The sequence below is a fragment of the Nonomuraea composti genome (assembly GCF_012034275.1).
Taxonomy (GTDB): domain Bacteria; phylum Actinomycetota; class Actinomycetes; order Streptosporangiales; family Streptosporangiaceae; genus Nonomuraea; species Nonomuraea composti.
This window is the reverse complement of the sequence record NZ_JAATEP010000023.1, coordinates 153,814-176,183: the sequence shown is the minus strand read 5'-3', so window position 1 is coordinate 176,183 and position 22,370 is coordinate 153,814. Positions and strand designations below refer to the sequence as shown.

Sequence of the window (22,370 nt, the reverse complement as noted above, 5' to 3'; positions counted from 1 at the left end):
ATGGAGACGGCCCAGTCGGGCAGCCCGTACAGGAAGTTGACGGTGCCGTCGATCGGGTCGACGATCCAGCGCACGTCGGACTCGCCGGGCTCCTCGCCGCCCTCCTCGCCGAGGATGCGGTCGCCGGGCCGGGCGGCGAGGATGCGCTCGCGGATCAGTTCTTCCGACGCCTTGTCGAGGGCGGTGACGACGTCGGTGGGGCTGGACTTGGTCTCGATCTCGCCGGACATCGTGGGCCGCTTGGCCAGCAGCATGTCGCCGGCCTCGCGGGCGATCTCCTCGGCGAGCCTGAGGAATTCGAGCTCGGTCATCAGGCCACCGAGTCCGGGCGCTTCCATTCCTGGCCGAGCACGTGCTGGCCGAGGAAGGCGAGGACGGTCTCGTACCAGGCGATGATGTTGCCGGGCTTGAGTATCCAGTGGTTCTCGTCGGGGAAGTACAGGAACTTCGCGTCCACCTCGGTGCGGCGCAGGTCCCACCACAGCCGCAGGGCCTCGCCGATCGGCACCCGGTAGTCCTTGTCGCCGTGGATGACGAGCATCGGGGTGGTGATCCGGTCGAGGGCGTTGTGCGGCGACAGCAGCGAGTAGCGCTCGCCGCCGGGCAGGCCGAACTCGCGCTGCCAGTACATGGCGGCGTCGGTGGTGCCGGAGAACTGGTCGAGGTTCCACAGCGAGGCGTGGGTGACGATGGCCTTGTAGCGGTCGGTGTGGCCGGCCAGCCAGTTGGCCATGTAGCCGCCGAACGAGCCGCCCATCGCGGCGACGCGCTCGCTGTCGATGTCGTCCCTGGCCAGGGCGGCGTCGACGATGGCGTCGAGGTCGGCCTGGGTGCGCGGGCCCCAGTTGCCCCAGCCGCGGTCGATCATCTCCTGGCCGTAGCCGGTGGACATGCACGGGTCGGGCATGAGGACGGCGTACCCGTGCTGGGCGAGGATCCACGACTGCCAGCGCCACTGCCAGTCGTTCCAGGAGCCGAGCGGGCCGCCGTGGATGAACAGCACGAACGGCGCGGGGTTGGCGGCGGAGGCGCCTTCGGGCAGGGCCAGCCAGCCGCGGATGGGGGTGCCGTCGTCGGCGGTGGCGGTGACCTCGGTGAGCGTGCCGGGCACCTCGGGGCGCGGCGCGGGCGAGGGCAGGTCGGCGATCTCGCCGGTGGCGGCGTCGATCCTGGCCGGGGCGGGCGCGAGGTTGACGGCGCTGCGCAGGGCGTAGACCCACCGGCCGTCGGGCGACGGGTTGAGGCCGAGGTAGGAGGCGTCGTCCTCGGTGAGCCTGGCGGGCTCCCCGTCGAGCGGGACGCGGAAGACCGGGCGGCGGCCCTGGAAGTCGGCGGCGACGTAGACGGCGGAGGAGTCGGGCGCCCAGTCGACGTCCGAGGGGAACAGGTCGGGCAGGTACGCGCGGCCCTCGCCGGTGGCGAGGTCGGCGATCCACAGCTCGCTGCGGGCGGAGACGTCGAGGCCGGTGATGCGGTCGCGGGCGCAGGCGAGCTTGGTGCCGTCGGGCGAGATCGCCAGCGGCCCGGTGAAGTCGTGGGCCTCGTCCGCCAGCAGGACGCGCCGCTCGCCGGTGGCCACGTCGATGGCGACCAGCTCGGTGCGCCACTCACCCTTGGGCAGGTAGACGCGCCAGGTGGTGATCACGGTGGCGCCGTCGGGGGTCAGCTCGAAGCCGCCCTCGCGCAGCGCGTCGCCGGCGTCGGGGGTCAGGTCGCGCACGTCCTCCAGGCGGTCGGCGCCGAGCCTGGCCGCGAACAGGCGGGGCCGGCCGGGGCCGAGGTCGTGGTCCCAGTAGCGGACGGGGTAGCCCTCGTGCAGGATCGCGCTGATGCCGGCCTCCTTGCGGGCCTTGCGCTTCTCCTCCTCGGCCGACTCCTCGCCGTCGAGCACGTCGGAGACGAACACGACCACGTCGCCGGCCGTGCGGACGCCGCCGATGCCGCCGGGCCTGGTGGCCACCTGGCGGGCCTCGCCGCCGGCGCGGGGCAGCAGCCACAGCGCGGGCACCTCCTCGCCGGCGTCCTTGACGGTCGGGTCGGGACGGGCGGAGGTGAACAGCACGTCGCCCGAGGCGGTGAAGACCGCGGCCGACTCGCCCTTGGCCGAGCGCGTCAGCCGGTACGGCTCGCCGTCCAGCGGAACGGCCCAGAGCGCGGTGCCGTACGACTTGCCGTCGGGGTTGAGGGACTGCACGGTCGAGATCAGCTTGGACCCATCGGGCGAAAGCCGGAGGGAAAGGACCCGGGGAATGGCCACATAGTCGCGAATATCGTTGAATGCGCTCACTCGATCGAACCTACCTCGCGGGAGGGACCGCCGACACTCCCGCATAGGGTTGCCACGTGGGTATTTACGACGCCTTGCTGGTCCTGTCGTTCGGCGGCCCCGAGGGTCCCGACGACGTGATGCCGTTCCTGGAGAACGTCGTGCGCGGCCGTGGCGTGCCGCGCGAGCGCCTGCTCGAGGTGGCCGAGCACTACCAGAGCTTCGGCGGGGTCAGCCCGATCAACCAGCAGAACCGCGACCTGGTCGAGGCGCTGCGCCCGGTCCTCGACGTGCCGGTCTACTGGGGCAACCGCAACTGGCACCCGTTCGGCGAGGACACCGTGCGGCAGATGAAGGCCGACGGTGTCAGGAAGGCCGCCGTCTTCGCCACGTCGGCGTTCGCGGGCTATTCGAGCTGCCGCCAGTACTACGAGGACATCGCGCGGATCTCGATCGAGGGCGGCCCCGAGCTGGTCAAGATGCGCCACTACGGCGAGCATCCCGGGTTCGTGGCGGCGATGGCCGACCACACGCGGGCGGCGCTGGAGCGGCTCGGCCGCGACGACGCCCGGCTCGTCTTCACCGCCCACAGCATCCCGGTCTCGATGGCCGAGACCGCCGGCCCCGAGGGCGGCCTGTACGAGGCGCAGCTGCGCAGGAGCGCCGAGCTGGTCAACCAGGCGCTGGGCCGCACGCAGCCGTGGGATCTGGTGTGGCAGTCGCGCAGCGGGCCGCCGCAGGTGCCGTGGCTGGAGCCGGACGTCTGCGACCACCTGCGCAAGATCGAGGCGCCGGCCGTGGTGCTGGTGCCGATCGGGTTCGTCTCCGACCACATGGAGGTCGTCTACGACCTCGACACCGAGGCCAGGGCGGTGGCGGCCGAGCTGGGCCTGCCGATGGAGCGGGCCGCGACGGCGGGCACGCACCCGCGGTTCGTGCGGATGGTGCGGGAGCTGATGGAGGAGCCCGAGCCGGTGCCGTGCCCGCTCACCTGCTGCCCGCCTCCTCGGAGGCGGCCTCAGGTGTAGGTCTTGGCGTACGCCTCGGCGATGCCCATGACCTTGTTCACGTAGTCCCACGAGTGGTTGTAGAACCAGATCGCCTTACGCAGCCGCTCGCCGCCCTGCCCGGCCTTGTTGGCGCACAGGTAGTTCGCCGCGCCGGGCACGGCGTCGTACGGGCTCCAGATGTCCTTCTTGCCGTCGCCGTCGCCGTCCACGCCGTAGTGCTTCCAGGTGGCGGGCATGAACTGCATGGGCCCTAGTGCGCCCGCGCTCGACGGGCCGTTGTTGCGCCCGTGCCCGCTCTCGACCTGGCCGATCGCGGCGAGCACCGTCCATGACAGGCCGGGGCAGCGGGTGGCGGCGGCCTTGTAGAGCTCCAGGTAGCTGCTGGGCCGGCCGACGCTGACCTGCTCGGGCTGCTGCTGGGCGGGCTGCTGTTGTTTGGCCTCGCGGGCGGCGGCGTCGAGCACGACGACCTGCGCGCCCTTGCCGAGCAGCCTGCGCACGCCGGACGCGCCGATCTTGCCCTCCTTGCCGTGCAGCAGCACCGCGACGCCCTGCGCGAACCCGAGCTTCCTGCCCAGCTCCGCGCTGACCAGCCCGTCCACGCCGGTCAGCCCGAGCGAGGCGGTGGCGGCGACGCGGAGCCTGGGCCCGCCGTCCACCTGGTACATGGCGCCGAGGATCATGCCGTACCTGCGGGTCGCGCCGGTGTCGGCGACCAGCTCGCCCCTGGCCAGCGCGCTCCACACGGCGGGCTGGTCGGCGACGGGCTGCGGGGTCCACGAGCGGAACCCGGAGGGGTCGACGGCCAGCAGGTTCAGGCCGGTGCCGGAGACCTTGACGGCGCCCGCGTCGACGATGGTGACCTTCTGCACGTGCTTGAGCGCGGCCAGCTTGAGCCTGGTCTCCTTGGGCACGGCGCCGGGGGCGATCGCCAGCACGCGGGCGGGCGTGGAGGTGACGCCGGGGCCGCCGGCGCCGAAGTCCTTGACCGGCTCGGCGTTGGGGACGAGCTGGTCGAGCCGGGGCGCGGGCGACTGCCGCGGAGTGGCCTGCTGGGTGGCGCGGGGCCGGCCGCGTACGGGCTCCTGAGCGCTGCTGAGCAGGTCACCGTCCATGATCACCACGATGCCGCCGGCCGCGGCGGTGACCACGAGCACGGCGATGACCATGAGCATGACCGCGCGAACACTGGGAAGACCGGACACTCGGGACACGTTAACTCACGCCGGCCCTAATCCACTTGCCATCGGGACACAAGTACGCAAGGGTTAGCCTGCTTGAGTAAGGGGGAAACAGCGTGGTCGGGCCTTACCGGGGGTTGTTCGAGAGGCCCGGGACGAAAGCGTTCGTGCTGGCGGGGCTCATCGGCCGGATGCCGATGTCCATGCTCGGCATCGGCGTCATCCTGCTGATCACCGCGCTGACCGACAACTACGCCACGGCCGGGGCCGTCGGCGCCGCCTCGAACCTGGCCTTCGCCGCGGCCGCCCCGCTGTCGGGCCGGCTGGCCGACACCTTCGGGCAGAGCCGGGTGATCCCGCCGTTCGCCGCCGTCAACGCGCTGGCGCTGGCCGCCCTCATGATCTCCGCGGGCTCGGGGCTGCCCGAGTGGACGCTGTACGCCTCCGGGCTGGTCATCGGCGCCACGTCGCTGTCGCTCGGCTCCATGGTGCGGGCCCGCTGGACGGTGATCTACGGCGGCACCGACCGGCTGCACACCGCCTTCGCCTTCGAGTCCGTGGCCGACGAGGTGGTCTTCGTCACGGGGCCCGCGCTGGTCACGGTGCTCGCCACCACGGTGAACCCGTACGCCGGCCTGATCGTGGCGCTGGTCTGCATGCTGGGCGGCTCCCTCGCGCTGGCCGCGCAACGGCGTACGCAGCCGCCCGTGCAGGTCGTCAGGTCGTCGGGGGGCACGCCGATCCTGATCCCCGGCGTGCTGCTGCTGGCGGGCGTCTCCCTCGCGCTGGGGGCGATCTTCGGCTCCGTCGACCTGATCACGGTGGCCTTCGCGCAGGAGCAGGGGGTCAAGTGGGCCTCGGGGTTCCTGCTGGCCTCGTTCGCGGGCGGGTCGATGGTGTCGGGGCTGTGGTTCGGCTCGCGCAACTGGCGGATCTCGCTGCGTGCCCGCTTCGTGCGGGCGCTGGCCCTGTTCGTGGTGGGGCTGCTGCCGATCCTGTTCATCAGCGCGCCGGGGATCATGGCGGCGGCGCTGTTCCTGGCCGGGTTCGCCATCTCGCCGACGCTCATCACCTGCTTCTCCCTCACCGAGCGCCTGGTGCCGCAGTCGCTGCTCACCGAGGGCATGGCGTGGATCTCGACCGCGATCACGCTGGGCGTGGCGCTCGGCTCGTGGGCGGGCGGGCAGCTCACCGAGACGTACGGGGCCTCCGACGCGTACGTGTTCTCCATCGCCGCCGCGGCCCTCGCCGTGATCGTCGGCATCGGAGGTTCGGGTTTGCTGAGACTTCCGACGGCGCCTTCACCCTCGGAGACCTGATCCGCTACGGTCGATGGATCCCTCGCAACACCCATCACACTGGAAGCACTAGTTATGTCCCGACAAATCACTTCACTTCTAGCTATCGCGGCTGTTTGCGTGACCCTCGCTCCGGCCCCCGCGTCCGCGCAGGCGTCGAAGAAGGAGCCCGTCGACTGTGAGCAGGTCAAGTGCATCGCGCTGACCTTCGACGACGGGCCGGGCAAGTACGCGGGAACGCTGCTCGACACGCTCAAGAAGTACGACGCGAAGGCGACGTTCTTCCTTGAGGGCCAGTACGTGAAGAGCCGCCCGCAGTTCGTCAAGCGCATGGCCGCCGAGGGCCACGAGCTCGGCAACCACAGCTACAGCCACCCCGACTTCACCAAGAGCGAGGCCGGGACGATCAAGAGCGAGATCCAGAAGACCCAGGACGCGGTGAAGAAGGCGGCGGGCGTCGAGCCCAAGCTGCTGCGCCCGCCGTACGGGCTGGCCGACCTCCAGGTCTCCGACATCGCCGCCGAGTTCGGCATGCCGATGATCCTGTGGACGGCGGGCTCCCAGGACTGGAGCTCCAAGAACGTCGACGCCATCCAGAAGCAGACCCTCGCGGTGGCCAAGCCCAACGGGATCATCCTCATGCACGACTGGGTCAAGCAGACGGTGGACGGCATGCCCGCGCTCATCAAGACCCTGCAGAGCAAGGGCTACCACCTCGTCACGGTCTCCGACGTGGTCAAGAACGAGAACCTGAAGCCCGGCGACATCTACCCCGTTCCCGAAGGCTGGGAGAAGTGAGTATCGTTCGCGTTTAGCCGGAACGATGCTCTGGAGGGGTGCCCCGTGGTCTTCGTGAACTGGGCGCGCAACCAGTCGGGCACCCCCGCCGAGGTGCGCACTCCGTCCTCCGTGGCGGAGGTCGTCCAGGCCGTGCGCGACGCCGCCGCCTCCGGGCGGCGGGTCCGCATGGTCGGCACGGGGCACTCCTTCACCGGCGTGGCGCTCACCGACGGCATCATGCTGCGGCCCGGCGCGCTCACCGGCATCACCGCCTGGGCGGGCGACCGCGTCACCGTCCAGGCCGGCACGCCCCTGCGCGTGCTGAACGAGCTCCTCGCCGCGCGCGGCCTCGCCCTGGCCAACATGGGCGACATCACCGAGCAGACCGTCGCCGGCGCCATCCAGACCGGCACCCACGGCACCGGACGCGACAGCGGCGGCCTCGCCGACCAGGTCACCGAGCTGGAGCTGGTGCTCGCCGACGGCTCGGTGGCCACCGCCGCGCCCGGCGACGACCTCTTCGACGCCGCCCGGGTCGGCCTCGGCGCGCTCGGCGTCCTGACAACCGTCACGTTACGGGTGGAGCCCGCGTTCCTGCTGCACAACCGGCGCCGCAAGCTCCCCCTCGGCGACATCCTCGGCACCCTCGACGAGCTGACCACCGCCAACGAGCACCTCGACTTCTTCTGGCTGCCGCACACCGAGGCGTGCCTGGTCAAGACCAACAACCGCAGCCCCGGCCCGGCCCGGCCGCCCGGCGCGTTCCGCCGCTGGCTCGACACCGTCTTCCTGGAGAACACCCTCTTCGGCGCCGCCTGCGCGCTCGGCGCCCGCCTGCCTGATCTGATCCCCCGCATCAACGAGGTCAGCGCCGCCGCCCTCGGGGACTCCGAGTCGATCGACGCGTCGTACCGGGCCTTCACCGCGCGGCGCGACGTGCGCTTCCTGGAGATGGAGTACGCCGTGCCGCGCGACCGCCTCGCCCAGGCCCTGCGCGAGACCCGCGACCTCGTCGAACGCATGGACTGGAAGATCACCTTCCCGGTGGAGGTGCGGGTGACGCCGCCCAGCGACGCGTGGCTGTCCACCGCGTACGGGCGGCCGTCGGCGTACATCGCCTGCCACGTCTACCGCCCGACGCCGGACCCCGCCTACTTCGAGGGCGTCGAGGAGATCATGACCCGGCTGGACGGCCGCCCCCACTGGGGCAAGCTGCACACCCGCGACGCCTCCTACCTGGCCAAGGTCTACCCCCGCTTCGCCGACTTCGTCCGGCTGCGCGACCGGCTCGACCCCGATCGCCTGTTCACCAACGCCTACCTGGACACCGTCCTCGGCGGCTAACCCATCGGGGCGTCGTACTCCCGCTCCTGGTGGTCGTGCCACGGCGCCTCGTCGGCCGGCGGCTCGTCCTCCTCCTGGGAGGGCGGCGGCGCGCTCGTCGTCCCCTCCCTCGACGGCTCCACCGTCTCCGACGGGGTCGGCGTCGGGGTGGGCGTCGGCTTCGGCGTGGGCTTCGGCGTCCTGCTGGGCGTCGGGGTCGGATCGGCCTGCGGAGTGGTGTCGTCCCGGACGCTGGGCAGCGGATCCGGGTACGCGGGCGGCGCCACGCTCCGCGTCTCCCGCTCGACCGGCGCCCGCTCCTCCTCCTGCTTCTTCTGCGCCTTCACCGGCGTCTTCCCCGTGACCTGCTCGTGCACCGTCCGCTGCGCCGCCGCCTGGTAGACGAGGATGCCGCCCATGCTCAGCCCGAACACGAGCGACGCCGCCACCCCCACCTTCAGCCACGGCAACCGCCACCTGCGCACCGCGGGCATCACCAGCGTGGAACCATCCCCGTCGTGGCGCTCCTCGTCCTGATGCCCCTCGTCCTGAAGCTCCGCGCCCTGATGCTCCTCCCGCCTGATGATCAGCGGCGTGTGCTGCTTGACCCGCTCCCCCGTCTGCTTGAGATAGTGCGTGTAGACGGCCGTGGCGACCGTGCTGGCGACGCTGACCACCGCCGCCCCGATCACGGTGCCCGCCACGCCGAGATACGACGCCGCCACCGCCGCCGTCACCGCGGCCAGCGCACTTCCCAGGATCTGCGGCACGCTCAGCTCGAACCTCCGCTGCTCGCCGCTCATCCCTCCAGATCAGTCCTTCCTAGCCCCTCGTTCGGTAAAGACCTGTCTCGTGAATAGACGCGAGTGCGTGTCCTGTTGTTCCTGTGACCTGCGTGACAGGCATCCTTGCCATTCGTGCCCCGACGACTCGGCCTGCCCTCCGTGTACCTCGCCGCGGCCGTGGCAACGGCCGCCACGACCGCCGTCCCTCTCGCCATGACGCCCGCCTCAGGGCTCGCCCTGCGTCCCGACCATCCCGAGCCCGCCCGCCCGTACATCGTCACCGCGCGCGACCGCGAGGCCGCCCGCGACCTCGTCGGCGAGGTGCGCTGGCGGGTGCGCCGCTACTACACCTCGGCGCTGCCCGGATTCGCCACCTTCCTCACCCCCACCGAGCTGGACGAGCTGCGCGCCGACCCGCGCGTGCGCACCATCGAGCCGGACCGCCAGATCCACCCCATGCCGGTACGCGCCCCCGAGCACCCGCCCGCGATCAAGGCGGGCGGCGCCGGCACCACCGTGTACGTCCTGGACAGCGGCGTCGCCATCCGCCGCCCCGCGTTCGGCGACCGGGCCTGGCGCGCCTTCGACGCCACCGGCGGCACCGGGCGGCCCTGCGGCGGCCACGGCACCCGCGTCGCCGCCTACACCCACGCCGTCGCCCCCAAAGCGGGCATCGCCTCCGTACGCGTGCTCGGCTGCGGCGGCTCCGGCACGCTCGCCGACGTCCTGGCCGGGCTCGACTGGATCCACCGGCACGCCCGCGGCCCCTCCGTCGCCGTCCTGCCGACCGACGGCGCCGACTCGCCCGCCCTCGCCAGATCCGCGCGCTCGCTCGTCCAGTCGGGCGTGTTCGTCGTCGGCGCCGCCAACGGCGGCGCCTGCCGGCTCACCCCCGACGGGCGGGCGTTCTCCGCCCACGCCCCGCACCTCGCCGGAGCCGCCGCCCGCCACCTCGAACGCCATCCGGACGCCGACCCCGCCACCCTCGCCGCCCGGCTCGACTGCACCACGGCCCGGGGCACGATTCGCCAGAACCCGTCGAGGCCAAATAACCTCCTGGTACGCAACGGCGGGCTCTAGAGGGATGGACACCACAAATGTGACCGGCGTCACATCGCCCCGGGGCTATCCCAGGAAGGCGATGTTCGGACATGCCGGGTACGGTGCTGGCAGGCAACCGGCACACGCGAGAGACTCAAGGGTCCGGGGGAAGAATGGCGACGCTGACGAAGGGACTCGCATGCAGGAGCTCCGACTCGTCGCGGTGAGTGAGGACGGCACCTACCTCGTGCTGGCTACTGCCGGACGGGGTACGCGCTTCACGCTTCCCGTGGACGACCGGCTCCGTGCTGCCGTCCGCGGCAACTTCTCCCGTCTCGGCCAGTACGAGATCGAAGTGGAGAGTCCGTTGCGCCCCAAGGAGATCCAGGCCCGCATCCGCGCCGGAGAAACGGCGGAGGAGATCGCCGCGACCGCCGGGATCCCGGTCGAGCGTGTCCGCTGGTTCGAGGGGCCTGTGCTCCAGGAGCGGGAGTACGTCGCCCAGCAGGCGCAACGCGTCGCCGTCCGCATGCCCGGCGAATCCGCTCCGGGCCCCACCCTCGGCGACCTCGTCGCCGAGCGGCTGACCAGGCGCGGCGTCCCCACCGACGAGATCGACTGGGACAGCGCCAAGCGCGACGACGGCCTGTGGCGGGTCAAGCTCGGCTACGTCTGGAACGGTCACACCCGCCACGCCGAATGGCTGTTCGACCCGCGCAAGCGGCACGTCACCCCGCACGACGACGAGGCCATGCGGCTGTCGTCCGCCGACTTCGACCCCGAGCCCGCCGTGGTGGAGGACACCACGGTCACCCCGTTCGCGCCGCGCGTCGCCAAGCTGCAGCCGGTCCCCCCGCTCGCCTCCTCTTCCTCCTCCTCATCCGACGCCCTGCCGTTCCCCTCCGTGGTACGGGGCGAGCCCGAGGAACCCCCCTTCCAGCCGTCCGCGGAAACGGCCTACACGCCGTCCCGCGAAGCGCCCTTCGACCCGCCGGCCAGAGACGATTCGCCCGCCCGCGAGCCCTTCCGTCCCGAGCCGCCCGCCCGCGAGACCGGCTACACCCGCCCCGGCGACACCACGTCCCGCCGCGGCGGGTCTTCGCCATGGCTGCCCGACTTCGGGTCCGGGCGGGCGGAGCACGACTCCATCTACGCCCCCGCCACCCCGCCCTCGGCCCGCCCCGACACCCGCCCCCCGGCACCACCGTCCGCGGACACCCCCACCCCCCGCCCCGCCACCGCGACCCCCGAGCCCACACCCGCCGCCCAGGCCGAGCCCGCCGTCCAGGCCGGCGCTCACGCCGAGCCCGCCGCTCAGGCCGGGTCCGCCACTCCCGCCGCTCAGGCCGATTCTCCGGCTGAGCCGGCCGCTCAGGCCGGGGCAGGCTCGCACGCCGATGCCACGGCTCCCGCGCGTCCGGCCGCTGAGCCCAAGCCGCCTGCGGCACCGGTGCCCGCACCCAGGGCGGAAGTGGCCGGCGCACCTGCGCCGCACGCAGGCACGGCCCCGTCCGGCGCCACCGACACCGGCGCACAGAGCCCGGCCGCCTCGTCGAGCACCACCGACGCTGCGGCCACCACGCCGGAGGCCACGGCGCCCTCGGCACCCGCTCAGACCGCCCCGGCCGCCCCGGCCGCTGCGGCAGCCGCAGGCGCGGAGGCCGCCAAGGAGCCTGCCACCGTCACGGAGCCCGAGGCCGCCGCAGCCCCGGCCCAGCCGCAGCCAGAAACGACCACCGCACCGCAGCCTCAGGCCGCCGCCGCCCCGCCGCAACCGCAGCCGGAGGCCGCCGTTGTCGCGTCGCAGCCGCAGGCAGCCGTCACCTCACCGCAGCCAGAGGCCGCCGCCGATGCGCCGCAGGCAGCCGTGGCCTCGCCGGAGGCGCAGGCTCCGGAGGCTTCGTCCGCCGTGCAGGCCGAGGCGCCCAAGGCCGAGCCCGCCGTCGGCACGGCACCGGACACGGGCACCGCGACTACGAGCAGCGCCGACGCTGCGGCCACCGCGCCGGAGACCACGGCATCCTCGGCGCCCTCGGCACCCGCTCAGGTTGCCCCGGCCGCAAGCACCGCACAGGCAGAGGCCCCGGCAGCCGCCGCCAGCGCAGCGCCGGCCGAGAGCCCTGCCCCTGCCCCTGCCGCCGGCGCAGCGCCGGCCGAAAGCCCCGCGCAAGCCGGCAGCCCCACGGTGGCCGCGAGCGCGGAACCGGCCGCGACGGCGGAGTCCACGCCCGCTGCCGCCGAGCAGGCCGTCGAGCAGGTGGCCGCTGGCGAGCAGCCGGAGGAGTCCGCGCCGGAGCCGGTCGTTTCCGAGTCGCCGACCACGCCCGGCAAGCAGGCAGTGCCCGAGGAGCAGGCCGTGCCCGAGGAGCAGGCCGCGTCCGAGCCGGCGCCGGTGGTTGAGGAGCCGGCCGCGGCGGAGAAGGAGGCGGCGCAGCCGGAGCCCGTTCAGGAGAGCAAGCCGCCCGCACCCCAGCCCAAGCCGAAGCCCGCCCCCGCGGCGGTGCCGGCGGCGCGGGCGGGCAAGGACGAGAGCAAGGAGGAGCCGCCCGTTCCGGTGCCGTCCCCGCCGCCCGCTCCGGCCGCGCGTCCGGCGCGGAAGGGTTCGAGGGGCCGCCGGGCGTCGGTGCCGACCTGGGACGAGATCATGTTCGGCGCCCGCCGCCAGGACTGACCGCACAGGCCGACACCACCCTCACGCCGCCACGCACACCCCTACGGCAAGCCCTGCGGGAAGCGGCGGCCACGCGCCGGGAACCCCTCCACGCCCGCACGAAGAGCCCCTCCACGCCCGCACGAAGAGCCCCTCCACGCCCGCCCCCGCCGCTCGACGCGGCCCGGCCAAAATCGGCCACGCGCTCAGAGCCGACGCGCCCGACCTCGCCGACGCGTATGCAGAGCCGACGCGCCCGACCTCGCCAACGCGTATGCAGAGCCGGTGCGTCCGACCTCGCCGCCTCCGATCAAGAGCCGTCGCGCTCCAGGAACGGTGCCAGCCACTCCGGCGTGACCTCGGCGGCGAAGTCCACCCCTTGCGCCTCCGCGACGTCGATCGCCGAGTATCCGCCCTTCCCGGCCCCGACCCCGGCGATCAGCGTGAGCACCCCGGCCTGCCGCTGGAACCAGGTCTGCCGCAGGCGCCACCCGACCACGGCCCGGCGTTCGACGACGGCTTGGGATCGTCGCAGCGAGCCCGACCGCACCGCGAGGCGTCCGCCGTCGTAGCCGTGCCCGAGGGAGGCGTACCGGTCGAGGCCCAGCGGCACCCCGACGCCGGCCATGAGCAGCGCCAGCACCAGCAGCACCCACCAGGCGACGCTGCCGGTGGCCCAGAGGCCGGCGACGCCCGCCAGGGCCACCAGGAGCCACGGGAAGACGGCGCGGAACAGGCGGCGCCTGCGCGCGACGGGCGGATGGGGCCGCAGGCCGGACCGGTAGGGGCCGATGGCGTCGCCGGTGACCTGGAACGCCACGTGGCGCGGCACGTCCGGCAGGAGTTGGCCGCGCGTCTCCGAGTCGCCGAGACCGGTCACGATGGCCCAGACGCGGACGACTCCGGCCCACCGTTCGGCCAGGCCGTCCACGATCTCGTAGCCGCGCACCCGCTTGGACTCCAGCGACACGCTGCGCCGGTTGACCAGCCCGCGTTCGGCGACGAGGTAGCCGTCGCGGCGTTTGAGGACGAAGTTCCAGTTGAAGACCGCGTACATGAGGCCGCCCGCGAACGGCATCGCCAGCACCAGCAGCACCGCGACGCCCAGCAGGAGGTAGGGGTGCCCCCAGAGCCACTCGCCGGCGGTGAGGGCGTCGTCCTGGCTGAGGCCGAGGTCGTCGCCCCATTGGAAGGCCAGCCCGATGGCGCCGCCGACGAAGGCGAACGGGGTGAGCAGGTACGCGCCGGACAGCGGCCCGTACAGGAGCCAGCGGCGCGGCACCCCGATGATGGGCCGCTCCTTGGGGCCGGGGGCGGCGTGCGGGAGGTCCGGGTGCGCGGCGGGCTCGGCGGTGCGGCGCAGGAGGAGCGTTTTGAGGCGTTCGGCCTCGTCGAGGGAGACGCCGGCGAGCTTGGCCTCCTCCTCGCCGCCGCTCGCCCCCGTGTCGATCTTGAGGATGGTCAGGCCGAGCAGGCGGTGCAGGGGCGGGGTGGAGACGTCGACGCCGCGGATGCGTTCGAGGGGGATGGTGCGGACGGAGCGGCTGATCAGCGACCGCTTGGTCTCCAGGCGGTCGCCGACGATCTCGTACGTGAACGTGACCCACCGGATGGTCGAGAACACCACGGCGGCGAACACCCCGGCGGCGGCGTAGGCGTACGACCTGGCCGAGAAGCCCCCCACGAACAGGACCCCGACCAGGGGGAGGAGGAGTGAGGGCAGCATGCGCACGGGGTCGATGAGCAGCACCTTGGGGCTGAGCCGCTGAGGCGCCCGCCCCATGGGCGGCTGCTGCCAGGGCCCCGGCCCGCCAGGCCCGGGAAACGGCCCTCCAGGCTGGGGAAACGGCCCGCCGGGCCCGGGGAACGGCCCTCCAGGTCCGGGGTGTGGCGCCTGCGGCCCCGCGAACGGCGTCCCGGGCGCGGGGTACGGCCCCTCCGCTCCCCGTGCCGGACCGCCGGGCGCCGGCCATGGCCCGCCACCACCCGGCGGAGGCGGAGGTGGCGTGGGCGACGCCCAGCCGGTGGAGGCGCGGTCGTCAGGAGGGCCGGTGGGGTGGTCCGGGTCGGTGGGGGTCGGGTCGTCGGGGTGGGGGTCGGTCATGTCGCGTCGTCCCTGAGCTGCTCGGCCCGGCGCGCGAGTTGCTCGGCCAGCTCCGCCGCCACCCGGTAGTCGAGCCCCTTGATCGTCGAGGAGCCCGCGTGCGACGCCGTGCGGATCTCGAGCGTGGCCAGACCGAGCATCCGCTCGAACCACCCTTGCCCCTTGTCGACCGTCTGGATGCGGCTCACAGGCACGAACACCCACTCCCTGGTCAGGAACCCCGACCGGGCGTAGACGACGTCCCCAGAAAGCTCCCAGCGATGTACGAAGTACCGTACGAACGGCTCGGCCACCAGGAACGGCAGCGTCACCACGACGACGGCGGCGGGCAGGAGCCAGGCGTCGGCGGCCAGCCATCTCGGCACCCATGACCAGTCGCTCCCGTCGAGCCACCGCGACACCAGCAGCGAGCCCCCCAGGAAGAACACGAAGGCGACCAGCGACTCCAGCAGCCACATGCGGATGGCCTTGGGCGAGACGCGGTTCGCCGGATCGCGCAGAGCGCCCATTGACGTCACAAGGCCAGCTTATGGCGCGAACCCGGCGGGCGATCTGCCAGCGGCCCGGAAAAGGGACGAGCGGGCGCGGATTCCCGTCGGTAAAGATCCGGAGGGCGTTCCGGCGTGTCTGCGGCCACCTGGATCGGCGCCGGTGCCATGCTCGGTGGCGGCCGGCCGCAGGCTGTCGAGCTTGGCCACGTCGGCGGCGCCACGTACGTGCCAAGCCAGGCCCGGCCAGCGCGTGACCGCACCACTGCGCGAGCGCCTCACGCGACGTGGCAGCCGCCGTACGCGCCCACGGCCGCGTCAAGCCGTCCACCGCCCACGGCCGCGTCAAGCCGTCCACGCCCCAGGCACGGCCGCGTCCCCGAAGAGGGGGCTGCTTTTACCCCCTCGCGACGGGCTGGCGCACCTGGTTTTTGCGGCGGTCCCGGTCCGAAACCGATGTCCGTTTCGTCGGGGTCGCCCGCGCACCCCTCGCCCGCCGCCCTCCACCCCCGTTGCAGCAGGCGGGCGGCGCTCCCCCGGTGACCCGGATCCACGAGCTGAGCGCGCCTCGCTGTGGCCAACCTCACTACGCGAATGCCCTCATTCTTGCGCTTTTCGGATCCTTTACCGACCACCGACCATCGAGAAACGGTCTGCGCACCGCCGAGAGCCGCGTAGCATCGTCCGGCATGGGGCTGTGTAAAACGGCATCGCGTGTGCGACGCTCCGCTGTCAGTGTGACAGCGGTGGCGCTCGCCTTGTCCCTGACGGGTTGCGCCAGTCTCAGCTTCATCGGCAGATCCCAGGCGCAGGACATCGCCGAGATCAACGTCTCCAGTCCTGAGCTGCGCGAGGGCAAGCCGCTGCCCAGCGAATACTCCTGCAAGGGCGATCAGGGCAGCCCGCCGCTGCGCTGGTCCAGCCAGCCGCTGGCCAAGGCCAAGTCGATCGCCATCGTGGTCGACAGTCACACGGCCGACAGGTCCGCGGTGCACTGGGTCCTCTACGACATCCCGGCTACCACGACGGAGCTGGGCCCCAACGCCGCCGCCGACCCGCCCGAGGGCTCGGGGCAGGCCCAAGTGACCAGTGGCAAGGTGGGCTACGAGCCGCCGTGCGAAGAAAAGGCGAGCTACCGTTTCACGGTGTACACGCTGAGCGGCAAGGTCGGTTTGCCGGCGGGCTCCCCGCTGCCCGCGGTCCTGAAGAAGATCGCGGAGCAGACCATCGCCCGCGGCCGTCTCACGGCGGTGGACATCCAGTGAGAGGCCGATCACGGCAGGTAGTGCCGGTGTACCAATTATTCACGTAGGGTGTGACAACTCTCATAGTGGTCCGACACAATCAGATCCAATTGTTAGGCACTGGTGATCAAAGGGGGCAGATCGCGTCGATGGCCGCGCGATCTCATCGGTGCCAGAGGGAGGCCATGGCTTTGAGGGTGGTGCAATGATCGCGGTCGTAGTGAGCTTGGTCGCTGTCGTGCTCCTCGTGCTCGTCGTCGTGGCACTGGGCATGCGCTCGATGAACCGCAGGGAGAGCTCGCTGCCTCCTGAGCGGTTGAAGGAGATGGCCGAGAAGGAGGAGCAGACGCAGACTCGTTCGACGGACGAGTTCGCGAAGCATGAGCCGCGGATGGCCAATTTCAGCCCCGACTTCAGTCCCATCGACGAGGTCAAGCCGAAACCCGTCCGCACCGGCCAGCGTGGCCGGCGCGGCGTCGACGAGTGGGGCAACCCCACCAACGACGACGATGACGAGGAGTTCTGGGCCAACATCCGCAGTGACGCGGAGGAGGGCGAGTTCGGCGCCGGGGGCACGGTGGCCGCCAGGAAGGCCGCCTCCCGTCCCGTCGAGGGCACCGAGCGGGTCCCCGCCCCGGCCGAGCGCCGTGCCGACCGTCCCGCCAAGCGCGAGCGCTCCTCCAAGCCGCGTCCCGCCGCCGCCTCCGCCTCCACGGGCGTCGACCCCAACGCGGCCACCATTCAGGCGCCTCTGCCGCAGCGCCAGCCCGCCGCCGCGGCGGCGGGCCTCGCCGACCTGGTCGAGCCGCAGAAGCGCACCCCCAGCCAGGCCGAGCTGGCCGACCAGCGCACGATGACGTTCGCGGCGCCGACCGCCGACGTGATGAGCATCCTCGGCGCGGGCGCCCAGCCGGTGCCCGCCCCCACGCGCTCCGAGCCTGCTTCCTCCCCCAGGCCGGCGCCCAGGCCCACTCCCTCGCCCGTCCCCAACACGGTCTCCTCCAACGCCGTTCCGGGCAGCGCCCGTCCGGCCGCGCACGGCAGCGGCTCCTTCCCCGCCGTGAGCGCCACCTCCAGCGGCAACTTCCCCGTCAGCCCCGCGCCCATCCACGGTGCTCCGACGAGCGACCCGTTCCCCGCCTACAACGGCGGCGCGGGCGACCCGCTGGAGACCACCTGGACGCAGCCGCCCGCGGGCACCTCGTCCGGCGCCTGGGCCGCCTCGGCGGACATCCTCGACGACCCGGCCCCCGCCCCCTCCGTTCCTTACAGCGGAGCCAGCTCGTGGCCGGCGTTCGAGCAGCCCGCCGCGCGCTCGTCCTATCCCGCCTCCTACGAGGTGCGCTCCGGCTGGGCCGTGGCCGACGACTCCGACCCGCTGACCGGCCCCTCCGCCGCCACCGGCACGCCGACCGTGCCCGGCCGCGCGGTCTCCAACTACGACGTGCTGTCGGCCCCGACGCCGCCGGCCCCGCCCGTCTCCCCGTTCGCGGCGGGCGCGTACGAGACCGGCGACATCACCACCAGCCCCGCCGCGTGGCCCGACCCGCCGACGGCGGGCAACGGGGGCCGGCCCGGTCAGCCCGCGCAGCCGAACGGCCGGGGCAACCACCGGCGCGGCCAGGACCCGGACCTGCCGCACGACTACTACCGGTGACCCGCCGTACCCATTAATGGGTAAAACCAGCGCGATGGCCCCATAAAGCGGGGGTGTCGGAGCAATAGGGTTTGGCCCATGTTCCGCGACACGCAGAGTAGCTGGATGAGCACCCTGCGGCACGATGTGCCGGCCTCGCTCGTCGTCTTCCTCATCGCGGTGCCCCTCTCTCTGGGCATCGCGATGGCTTCGGGAGCACCGCTGGCGGCCGGGCTGATCGCCGCCGTGGTGGGCGGCGTCGTGGCGGGCGCGCTGGGCGGCTCGGCCGTCCAGGTGAGCGGGCCCGCCGCCGGGCTGTCGCTGGTGGTCGTGGACCTCGTGCACACGTACGGCTGGCGGGCCACGTGCATGATCACCCTGCTGGCCGGGGCCGTGCAGCTCCTGCTGGGAGTCTTCAAGGCGGCCAGGGCGGCGCTGGCGGTGTCGCCGGCCGTGATCCACGGCATGCTCGCCGCCGTCGGCGTCATCATCGCGCTCGCCCAGCTCCACGTGGTGCTCGGCGGCAGCCCGCAGAAGTCGGCCGTCGCGAACGTGCTGGAGCTGCCCGGCCAGATCGCCGACCTGCACGGCCCGAAGGTGGCCATCGGCATCCTGACGATCACCGTGCTGGCGGTGTGGACGCGGCTGCCCCGGGTGTTCAGGGCGGTCCCGGCGCCGCTGGCGGCGCTCGCCGCGGCGGCGGGGACGGCGTGGGCGTTCGGCTGGGACGTGACGCGGGTGGACCTGTCCGGCAGCTTCGCGGAGTGGGGGTTCCCCGTGCTGCCGCAGGGCGACTGGCATCTCATCGTGGCCTCGGTGCTGCTGGTGGCGTTGCTGGCCGGGTGCGAGTCGCTGCTGTGCTCGGTCGCGGTCGACGGGATGCACGGCGGGCGGCGGGTGGACCTCGACCAGGAGCTGACCGGGCAGGGCGTGGCCAACATGGTCGCCGGGGCGCTCGGCGGGCTGCCCGTGGCCGGGGTGATCGTGCGCAGCACCGCGAACGTGCGGGCGGGCGCCCGTACGCGCTGGGCGGCGATCCTGCACGGGGTGTGGGTGCTGGTGTTCGCGGTGGGGTTCGGCTGGTCGATCACGCTGATCCCGCTGGAGGCGCTGGCCGCGTTGCTGGTGTTCATCGGCGTGCAGATGGTGAACCTGGGTCACATCAAGAAGGTGCACGGGCACGGCGAGGTGCCGGTGTACGTGGTGACGATGGTCGCCGTGATCCTGCTGGGGCTGGCCGAGGGCGTGCTGGCGGGGCTGGCGCTGGCCGCGTTGCTCGCGCTGCGCCGCCTGACCTGGGTGACCGTACGCAAGCGGGACGACCGCGACGGGCGCACCCGCGTGACGATCTCGGGGTCGCTGACCTTCCTGGGGGTGCCGAGGCTGACACACGAGCTGCGGACGATCCCCTCGGGCGCCGCCGTGGACCTCGACCTGAACATCGACTTCATGGACAACGGCGCCTTCGAGGCCATCCACTCCTGGCGGCTGGACCACGAGCGCATGGGCGGCACCGTGGTCATCGACGAGCTGCACGACGAGTGGTACGCGCTGGCGGCCAGCGGGGCGCGCACGCTGCCCGCCAAGTCGCCGCTGAAGGCGCCGGACCGCTGGTGGCTGCCGTGGGCGCAGCGCCGCCGGGGCACCGAACCGGTCACCGTGCCGCCGGAAGGGGTCTCGGAGTGCCTGGTCACGGCGGGGACGCGCGAGTACCACCGCAGCACGGCGCCGCTCGTCAAGCCCATCTTCACCGAGCTGGCCCGCAAGCAGCAGCCCTCGCACCTGTTCATCACGTGCGCCGACTCGCGGATCATGCCCAGCCTGATCACCGCCAGCGGCCCCGGCGACCTGTTCACCGTGCGCAACATCGGCAACCTGGTGCCGCGCAGGGGCTCCGAGCCGCACGACGACTCGGTGGTGGCCGCCATCGAGTACGCCACGCAGGTGCTGGGGGTGCGCACGATCACCGTGTGCGGGCACTCGGGCTGCGGCGCGATGGCCGGGGTGCTGAGCGGCGGCGTGCGGGCGGGCAGCCTGCCGGGGCTGCGCCGGTGGCTGCGGCACGGGAACCACAGCCTGGCCACGTTCATCGAGACCGAGGGCGACCGGCTGCACGCCGGGGCGCTGGACGTGCTGTGCCGGGTCAACGTGCAGCAGCAGCTCGAGAACCTGCGCACCTACCGCAAGGTCGACGAGCAGGTGCGGGAGGGCAGGCTGGAGCTGGTGGGCCTGTTCTTCGACATCGGGTCGGCCAGGGTGCACCTGGTGCCGCCGCTGCGTCCTACGCTCTGCGTGAAGCCGTTCGATCGCCCGGTGGTGGCGGGCGAAGAATGAAGGCATGAACATTCTGGTGATTGGTGGGTCGGGGTTCGCGGGCCGGGCCGTCGTGGAGGCGGCGCTGGCGCGGGGCCATGAGGTGACGACGTTCAACAGGGGGCGCAGCGGGGCCGACGTGCCCGGCGTCGAGGCGGTGCGCGGCGACCGCGAGTCGCGCGCCGACCTGGAGCGGCTGGCCGAGGGCAGGTCGTGGGATGTCGTGGTCGACACCTGCGGTTACGTGCCGAGAGTGGTGGGCGAGTCGGTGCGGGCGCTGTCGGGGCGGGCCGGCCTGTACGCGTTCGTGTCCAGCGTTTCGGCCGTCGACGGTTTCCCGGCCAAGCCGGTCACCGAGGAGTCGGAGGGCTGGGCGTGCGCGCCCGACGCGGGCCCCGACGACGGCGACTACGGCGTGCTGAAGGCGGGCTGCGAGCGGGCGGTCGAGCAGGGGTTCGACGGTGACGTGCTGATCGTGCGGCCCGGCGTGATCCTCGGGCCGCACGAAGACGTGGCCAGGCTGCCGTGGTGGCTGACCAGGATCTCCCGTGGCGGCAAGGTGCTGGCGCCCGGCGACCCGTCCGCGCCCCTGCAGCTCATCGACGCGCGCGACCTCGCGGCCTTCATCCTCGACCAGGCCGAGCGCGGCACCACCGGCTCCTTCCTGGTGGCGGGCCCCGCCGGCGAGATCACATACGGTGAGTGGCTCGACGCCTGCGTGGCGGCCACGGGGTCCGGCGCCGAGCTCGTCTGGGTGGACGACGCGTTCCTGGTGGAGCACGAGGCGGGGGCGTTCGTGGAGCTGCCGCTGTGGAGCCCGCCGGCCGAGGCCCGAGACAACTTCTGGGGCGTGCCGACGGGCCGGGCGGTGGCGGCCGGGCTGCGCATCAGGCCGCTGGCGGAGACCGTGCGCGACACGTGGGCGTGGCTGCGCGAGATCCCCGAGGACCGACGTAACTACGGCACCCACAACCGGCACGGCATGGCCCCCGAGAAGGAGGCGGCCATCCTGGCAGCGTGGGAGGCCCGGTCTATGTAATCCTCCGCAGACCGGGCGGCGCGGGCGGGGTTAGGGTCGCCGTGCAGCGAGGTTCTCCACTTGCCCATGGCGTTCCTCGCGACGCCGGTCCTCACTCCCAGGGGCCGGAGGGGCGGAGGTGCCCCGGCGTCGAGCCATGCCCTCTGGACGGGGCCGCCGATGGTGGCTCGCCACCGGGACGAACCACCTCCGCCCCTCACCGTGCTAACACCGTGGAAACAGCCGGGCAGGAATGCTGCCCGCCATGCGTTTCATGGCGTTCGCGCTGGTGCCGGGGGTGTCGGCGCGGTGCTGGGTCGCTCTGGCGGGTGTGCTCGCTTCGCTGACCCTCCTGTCGTCGAGCGGCGTCCCCCTCCCCCCGCCCGTCCCCTTGCCCCCTGTGTCGGTGGTGTCCGCGCCGGAACCGGCGACCGAGGCGGCCCCGCACGATTCGGTGAAGGCGGTGGCCCCGCGCCCTTCGTACCGCAAGGCTCTGACCCGCTCACTGGACCGCTACCTCGACGACCTCCCGGGCGACCTCGCCGTGTCGGTGCGGGAGCTCTCCTCCGGCCGTTCCTACACCTACAACCGCGGCCTGAGGACGGCCACGGCCAGCATCGTCAAGGTGAACCTCGTGATGGCGCTGCTGCTGCGGGCCCAGCGCGAGCGGCGCGGGCTGCGGGCGTGGGAGAAGCGGGCGGCCGCACAGGCGATCAAGGTGAGCGACAACGGCGCCGCGTCCCGGCTGTGGGCGGCGATCGGCGGCTCCAGGGGCCTCGCCGCGGCCAACAGGAAGCTCGGGTTACGCGACACGCGCCCCGGGCCGGGAGGCGCGTGGGGCTCGACCACCACGAGCGCCGCCGACCAGGTACGCCTGCTGAACGCGCTGGTCTCCCCCAAGAGCCCCCTGTCGGCTCGCCATCGCCGTTACGTGCTGGCGCTCATGCGCGGTGTGACGTCCGAGCAGGCGTGGGGGGTGAGCGCGGTCGGCGGGCACGCCGAGCTCAAGAACGGCTGGCTGCCCCGCGCGCGCGACGGGGGCCGGTGGACGGTCAACAGCATCGGCCGGGTACGCGCGCGAGGCCGCACGTACCTGATCGCCGTCGTCTCCCGCCGGCACCTCTCGCTCGGGGCGGGGATCAAGGCGGTCGAGCACGTCAGCAAGCTCGTCGCCAAAGCCGTGATCGCGCGCTGAAGGGTGGATGCTGGGCGGTGAGGCATGCTGGAAGGAGC

At 72.9% G+C, this 22,370-nt stretch carries 17 protein-coding genes; 11 read left to right on the top strand and 6 right to left on the bottom strand.

What is annotated here, in order from left to right; all coding sequences use genetic code 11:
• Together HCN51_RS30040 and HCN51_RS30035 are read right to left on the bottom strand one after the other, a co-directional pair.
• On the bottom strand, positions 1–311 hold a 311-nt coding region (locus tag HCN51_RS30040; RefSeq protein WP_277350121.1), incomplete at its 3' end, for an inositol monophosphatase family protein.
• On the bottom strand, positions 311–2,332 hold the full coding sequence (locus tag HCN51_RS30035) for a S9 family peptidase (RefSeq protein WP_168013845.1): 2,022 nt from the start codon (positions 2,330–2,332) through the stop codon (positions 311–313). The genes HCN51_RS30035 and HCN51_RS30040, both read right to left, overlap by 1 nt.
• An 11-nt stretch (positions 2,333–2,343) precedes the next feature.
• Between HCN51_RS30035 and HCN51_RS30030 the strand changes: the two genes are divergently transcribed.
• Positions 2,344–3,294 carry a ferrochelatase gene (locus HCN51_RS30030; RefSeq protein ID WP_168013843.1) on the top strand — a complete coding sequence of 317 codons (951 nt, stop codon included), beginning with the start codon at positions 2,344–2,346 and terminating at the stop codon, positions 3,292–3,294.
• Here HCN51_RS30030 and HCN51_RS30025 read toward each other — a convergent pair.
• Complete coding sequence (locus HCN51_RS30025) at positions 3,285–4,481, bottom strand: lytic murein transglycosylase (protein WP_168013841.1); 1,197 nt, start codon at positions 4,479–4,481, stop codon at positions 3,285–3,287. The genes HCN51_RS30030 and HCN51_RS30025 overlap by 10 nt on opposite strands.
• Positions 4,482–4,573: 92 nt before the next feature.
• Between HCN51_RS30025 and HCN51_RS30020 the strand changes: the two genes are divergently transcribed.
• The 3 genes from HCN51_RS30020 to HCN51_RS30010 all read left to right on the top strand — a co-directional run bounded on the left by HCN51_RS30020 (position 4,574) and on the right by HCN51_RS30010 (position 7,879).
• Positions 4,574–5,776 (top strand): MFS transporter, encoded by a 1,203-nt coding sequence (locus HCN51_RS30020; RefSeq protein WP_168013839.1) that lies wholly within the window; start codon positions 4,574–4,576, stop codon positions 5,774–5,776.
• Between the two features lie 99 nt (positions 5,777–5,875).
• Positions 5,876–6,553 (top strand): polysaccharide deacetylase family protein, encoded by a 678-nt coding sequence (locus tag HCN51_RS30015; RefSeq protein WP_346433849.1) that lies wholly within the window; start codon positions 5,876–5,878, stop codon positions 6,551–6,553.
• Positions 6,554–6,598: 45 nt separating this feature from the next.
• Complete coding sequence (locus tag HCN51_RS30010) at positions 6,599–7,879, top strand: D-arabinono-1,4-lactone oxidase (protein WP_168013835.1); 1,281 nt, start codon at positions 6,599–6,601, stop codon at positions 7,877–7,879.
• Here HCN51_RS30010 and HCN51_RS61560 read toward each other — a convergent pair.
• Complete coding sequence (locus HCN51_RS61560) at positions 7,876–8,661, bottom strand: hypothetical protein (RefSeq protein ID WP_277350120.1); 786 nt, start codon at positions 8,659–8,661, stop codon at positions 7,876–7,878. The genes HCN51_RS30010 and HCN51_RS61560 overlap by 4 nt on opposite strands.
• Before the next feature lie 114 nt (positions 8,662–8,775).
• On the opposite strand from HCN51_RS61560, the gene HCN51_RS30000 reads away from it, so the two are divergent.
• Entirely contained in the window at positions 8,776–9,723 is a 948-nt protein-coding gene (locus HCN51_RS30000) for a protease inhibitor I9 family protein (protein ID WP_168013833.1), read from the top strand.
• A gap of 160 nt (positions 9,724–9,883) precedes the next feature.
• A complete protein-coding gene (gene sepH / locus HCN51_RS59900; protein WP_240973375.1) occupies positions 9,884–12,355 on the top strand; it encodes a septation protein SepH in 2,472 nt (823 codons plus the stop codon).
• Between the two features lie 289 nt (positions 12,356–12,644).
• On the opposite strand, the gene HCN51_RS29990 is transcribed toward sepH, so the two are convergent.
• The gene (locus HCN51_RS29990) at positions 12,645–14,117 is read right to left on the bottom strand and encodes a PH domain-containing protein (RefSeq protein ID WP_206068036.1); all 1,473 of its coding nucleotides are present in this window, start codon (positions 14,115–14,117) and stop codon (positions 12,645–12,647) included.
• A gap of 317 nt (positions 14,118–14,434) precedes the next feature.
• On the bottom strand, positions 14,435–14,947 hold the full coding sequence (locus HCN51_RS29985) for a PH domain-containing protein (RefSeq protein ID WP_186404346.1): 513 nt from the start codon (positions 14,945–14,947) through the stop codon (positions 14,435–14,437).
• 725 nt (positions 14,948–15,672) lie between these two features.
• Between HCN51_RS29985 and HCN51_RS29980 the strand changes: the two genes are divergently transcribed.
• The 5 genes from HCN51_RS29980 (at position 15,673) to HCN51_RS29960 (ending at position 22,332) form a co-directional block, all read left to right on the top strand.
• Positions 15,673–16,191 carry a YbhB/YbcL family Raf kinase inhibitor-like protein gene (locus tag HCN51_RS29980; RefSeq protein WP_206068035.1) on the top strand — a complete coding sequence of 173 codons (519 nt, stop codon included), beginning with the start codon at positions 15,673–15,675 and terminating at the stop codon, positions 16,189–16,191.
• 184 nt (positions 16,192–16,375) lie between these two features.
• Positions 16,376–17,827, top strand: coding sequence for a hypothetical protein (locus tag HCN51_RS29975; protein WP_168013829.1), 1,452 nt, complete (start codon positions 16,376–16,378; stop codon positions 17,825–17,827).
• A gap of 105 nt (positions 17,828–17,932) precedes the next feature.
• Positions 17,933–20,140, top strand: coding sequence for a SulP family inorganic anion transporter (locus tag HCN51_RS29970; protein WP_240973374.1), 2,208 nt, complete (start codon positions 17,933–17,935; stop codon positions 20,138–20,140).
• A 4-nt stretch (positions 20,141–20,144) separates the two neighbouring features.
• Positions 20,145–21,158 (top strand): NAD-dependent epimerase/dehydratase family protein, encoded by a 1,014-nt coding sequence (locus HCN51_RS29965; protein WP_168013825.1) that lies wholly within the window; start codon positions 20,145–20,147, stop codon positions 21,156–21,158.
• Positions 21,159–21,402: 244 nt separating this feature from the next.
• Positions 21,403–22,332 (top strand): serine hydrolase, encoded by a 930-nt coding sequence (locus tag HCN51_RS29960; protein WP_168013823.1) that lies wholly within the window; start codon positions 21,403–21,405, stop codon positions 22,330–22,332.
• The last annotated feature ends 38 nt before the right edge of the window (positions 22,333–22,370 follow it).

What these genes read in the sequence shown, in the direction of transcription:
- HCN51_RS30035 (WP_168013845.1), bottom strand. Translation starts at nt 2,332, where the DNA reads ATGCGGGAGTGTCGGCGGTCCCTCCCGCGAGGTAGGTTCGATCGAGTG.
- HCN51_RS61560 (WP_277350120.1), bottom strand. Translation starts at nt 8,661, where the DNA reads ATGAGCGGCGAGCAGCGGAGGTTCGAGCTGAGCGTGCCGCAGATCCTG.
- sepH (WP_240973375.1), top strand. Translation starts at nt 9,884, where the DNA reads ATGCAGGAGCTCCGACTCGTCGCGGTGAGTGAGGACGGCACCTACCTC.
- HCN51_RS29990 (WP_206068036.1), bottom strand. Translation starts at nt 14,117, where the DNA reads ATGGGGCGGGCGCCTCAGCGGCTCAGCCCCAAGGTGCTGCTCATCGAC.
- HCN51_RS29985 (WP_186404346.1), bottom strand. Translation starts at nt 14,947, where the DNA reads ATGGGCGCTCTGCGCGATCCGGCGAACCGCGTCTCGCCCAAGGCCATC.
- HCN51_RS29975 (WP_168013829.1), top strand. Translation starts at nt 16,376, where the DNA reads ATGATCGCGGTCGTAGTGAGCTTGGTCGCTGTCGTGCTCCTCGTGCTC.
- HCN51_RS29970 (WP_240973374.1), top strand. Translation starts at nt 17,933, where the DNA reads ATGAGCACCCTGCGGCACGATGTGCCGGCCTCGCTCGTCGTCTTCCTC.
- HCN51_RS29965 (WP_168013825.1), top strand. Translation starts at nt 20,145, where the DNA reads ATGAACATTCTGGTGATTGGTGGGTCGGGGTTCGCGGGCCGGGCCGTC.
- HCN51_RS29960 (WP_168013823.1), top strand. Translation starts at nt 21,403, where the DNA reads ATGCGTTTCATGGCGTTCGCGCTGGTGCCGGGGGTGTCGGCGCGGTGC.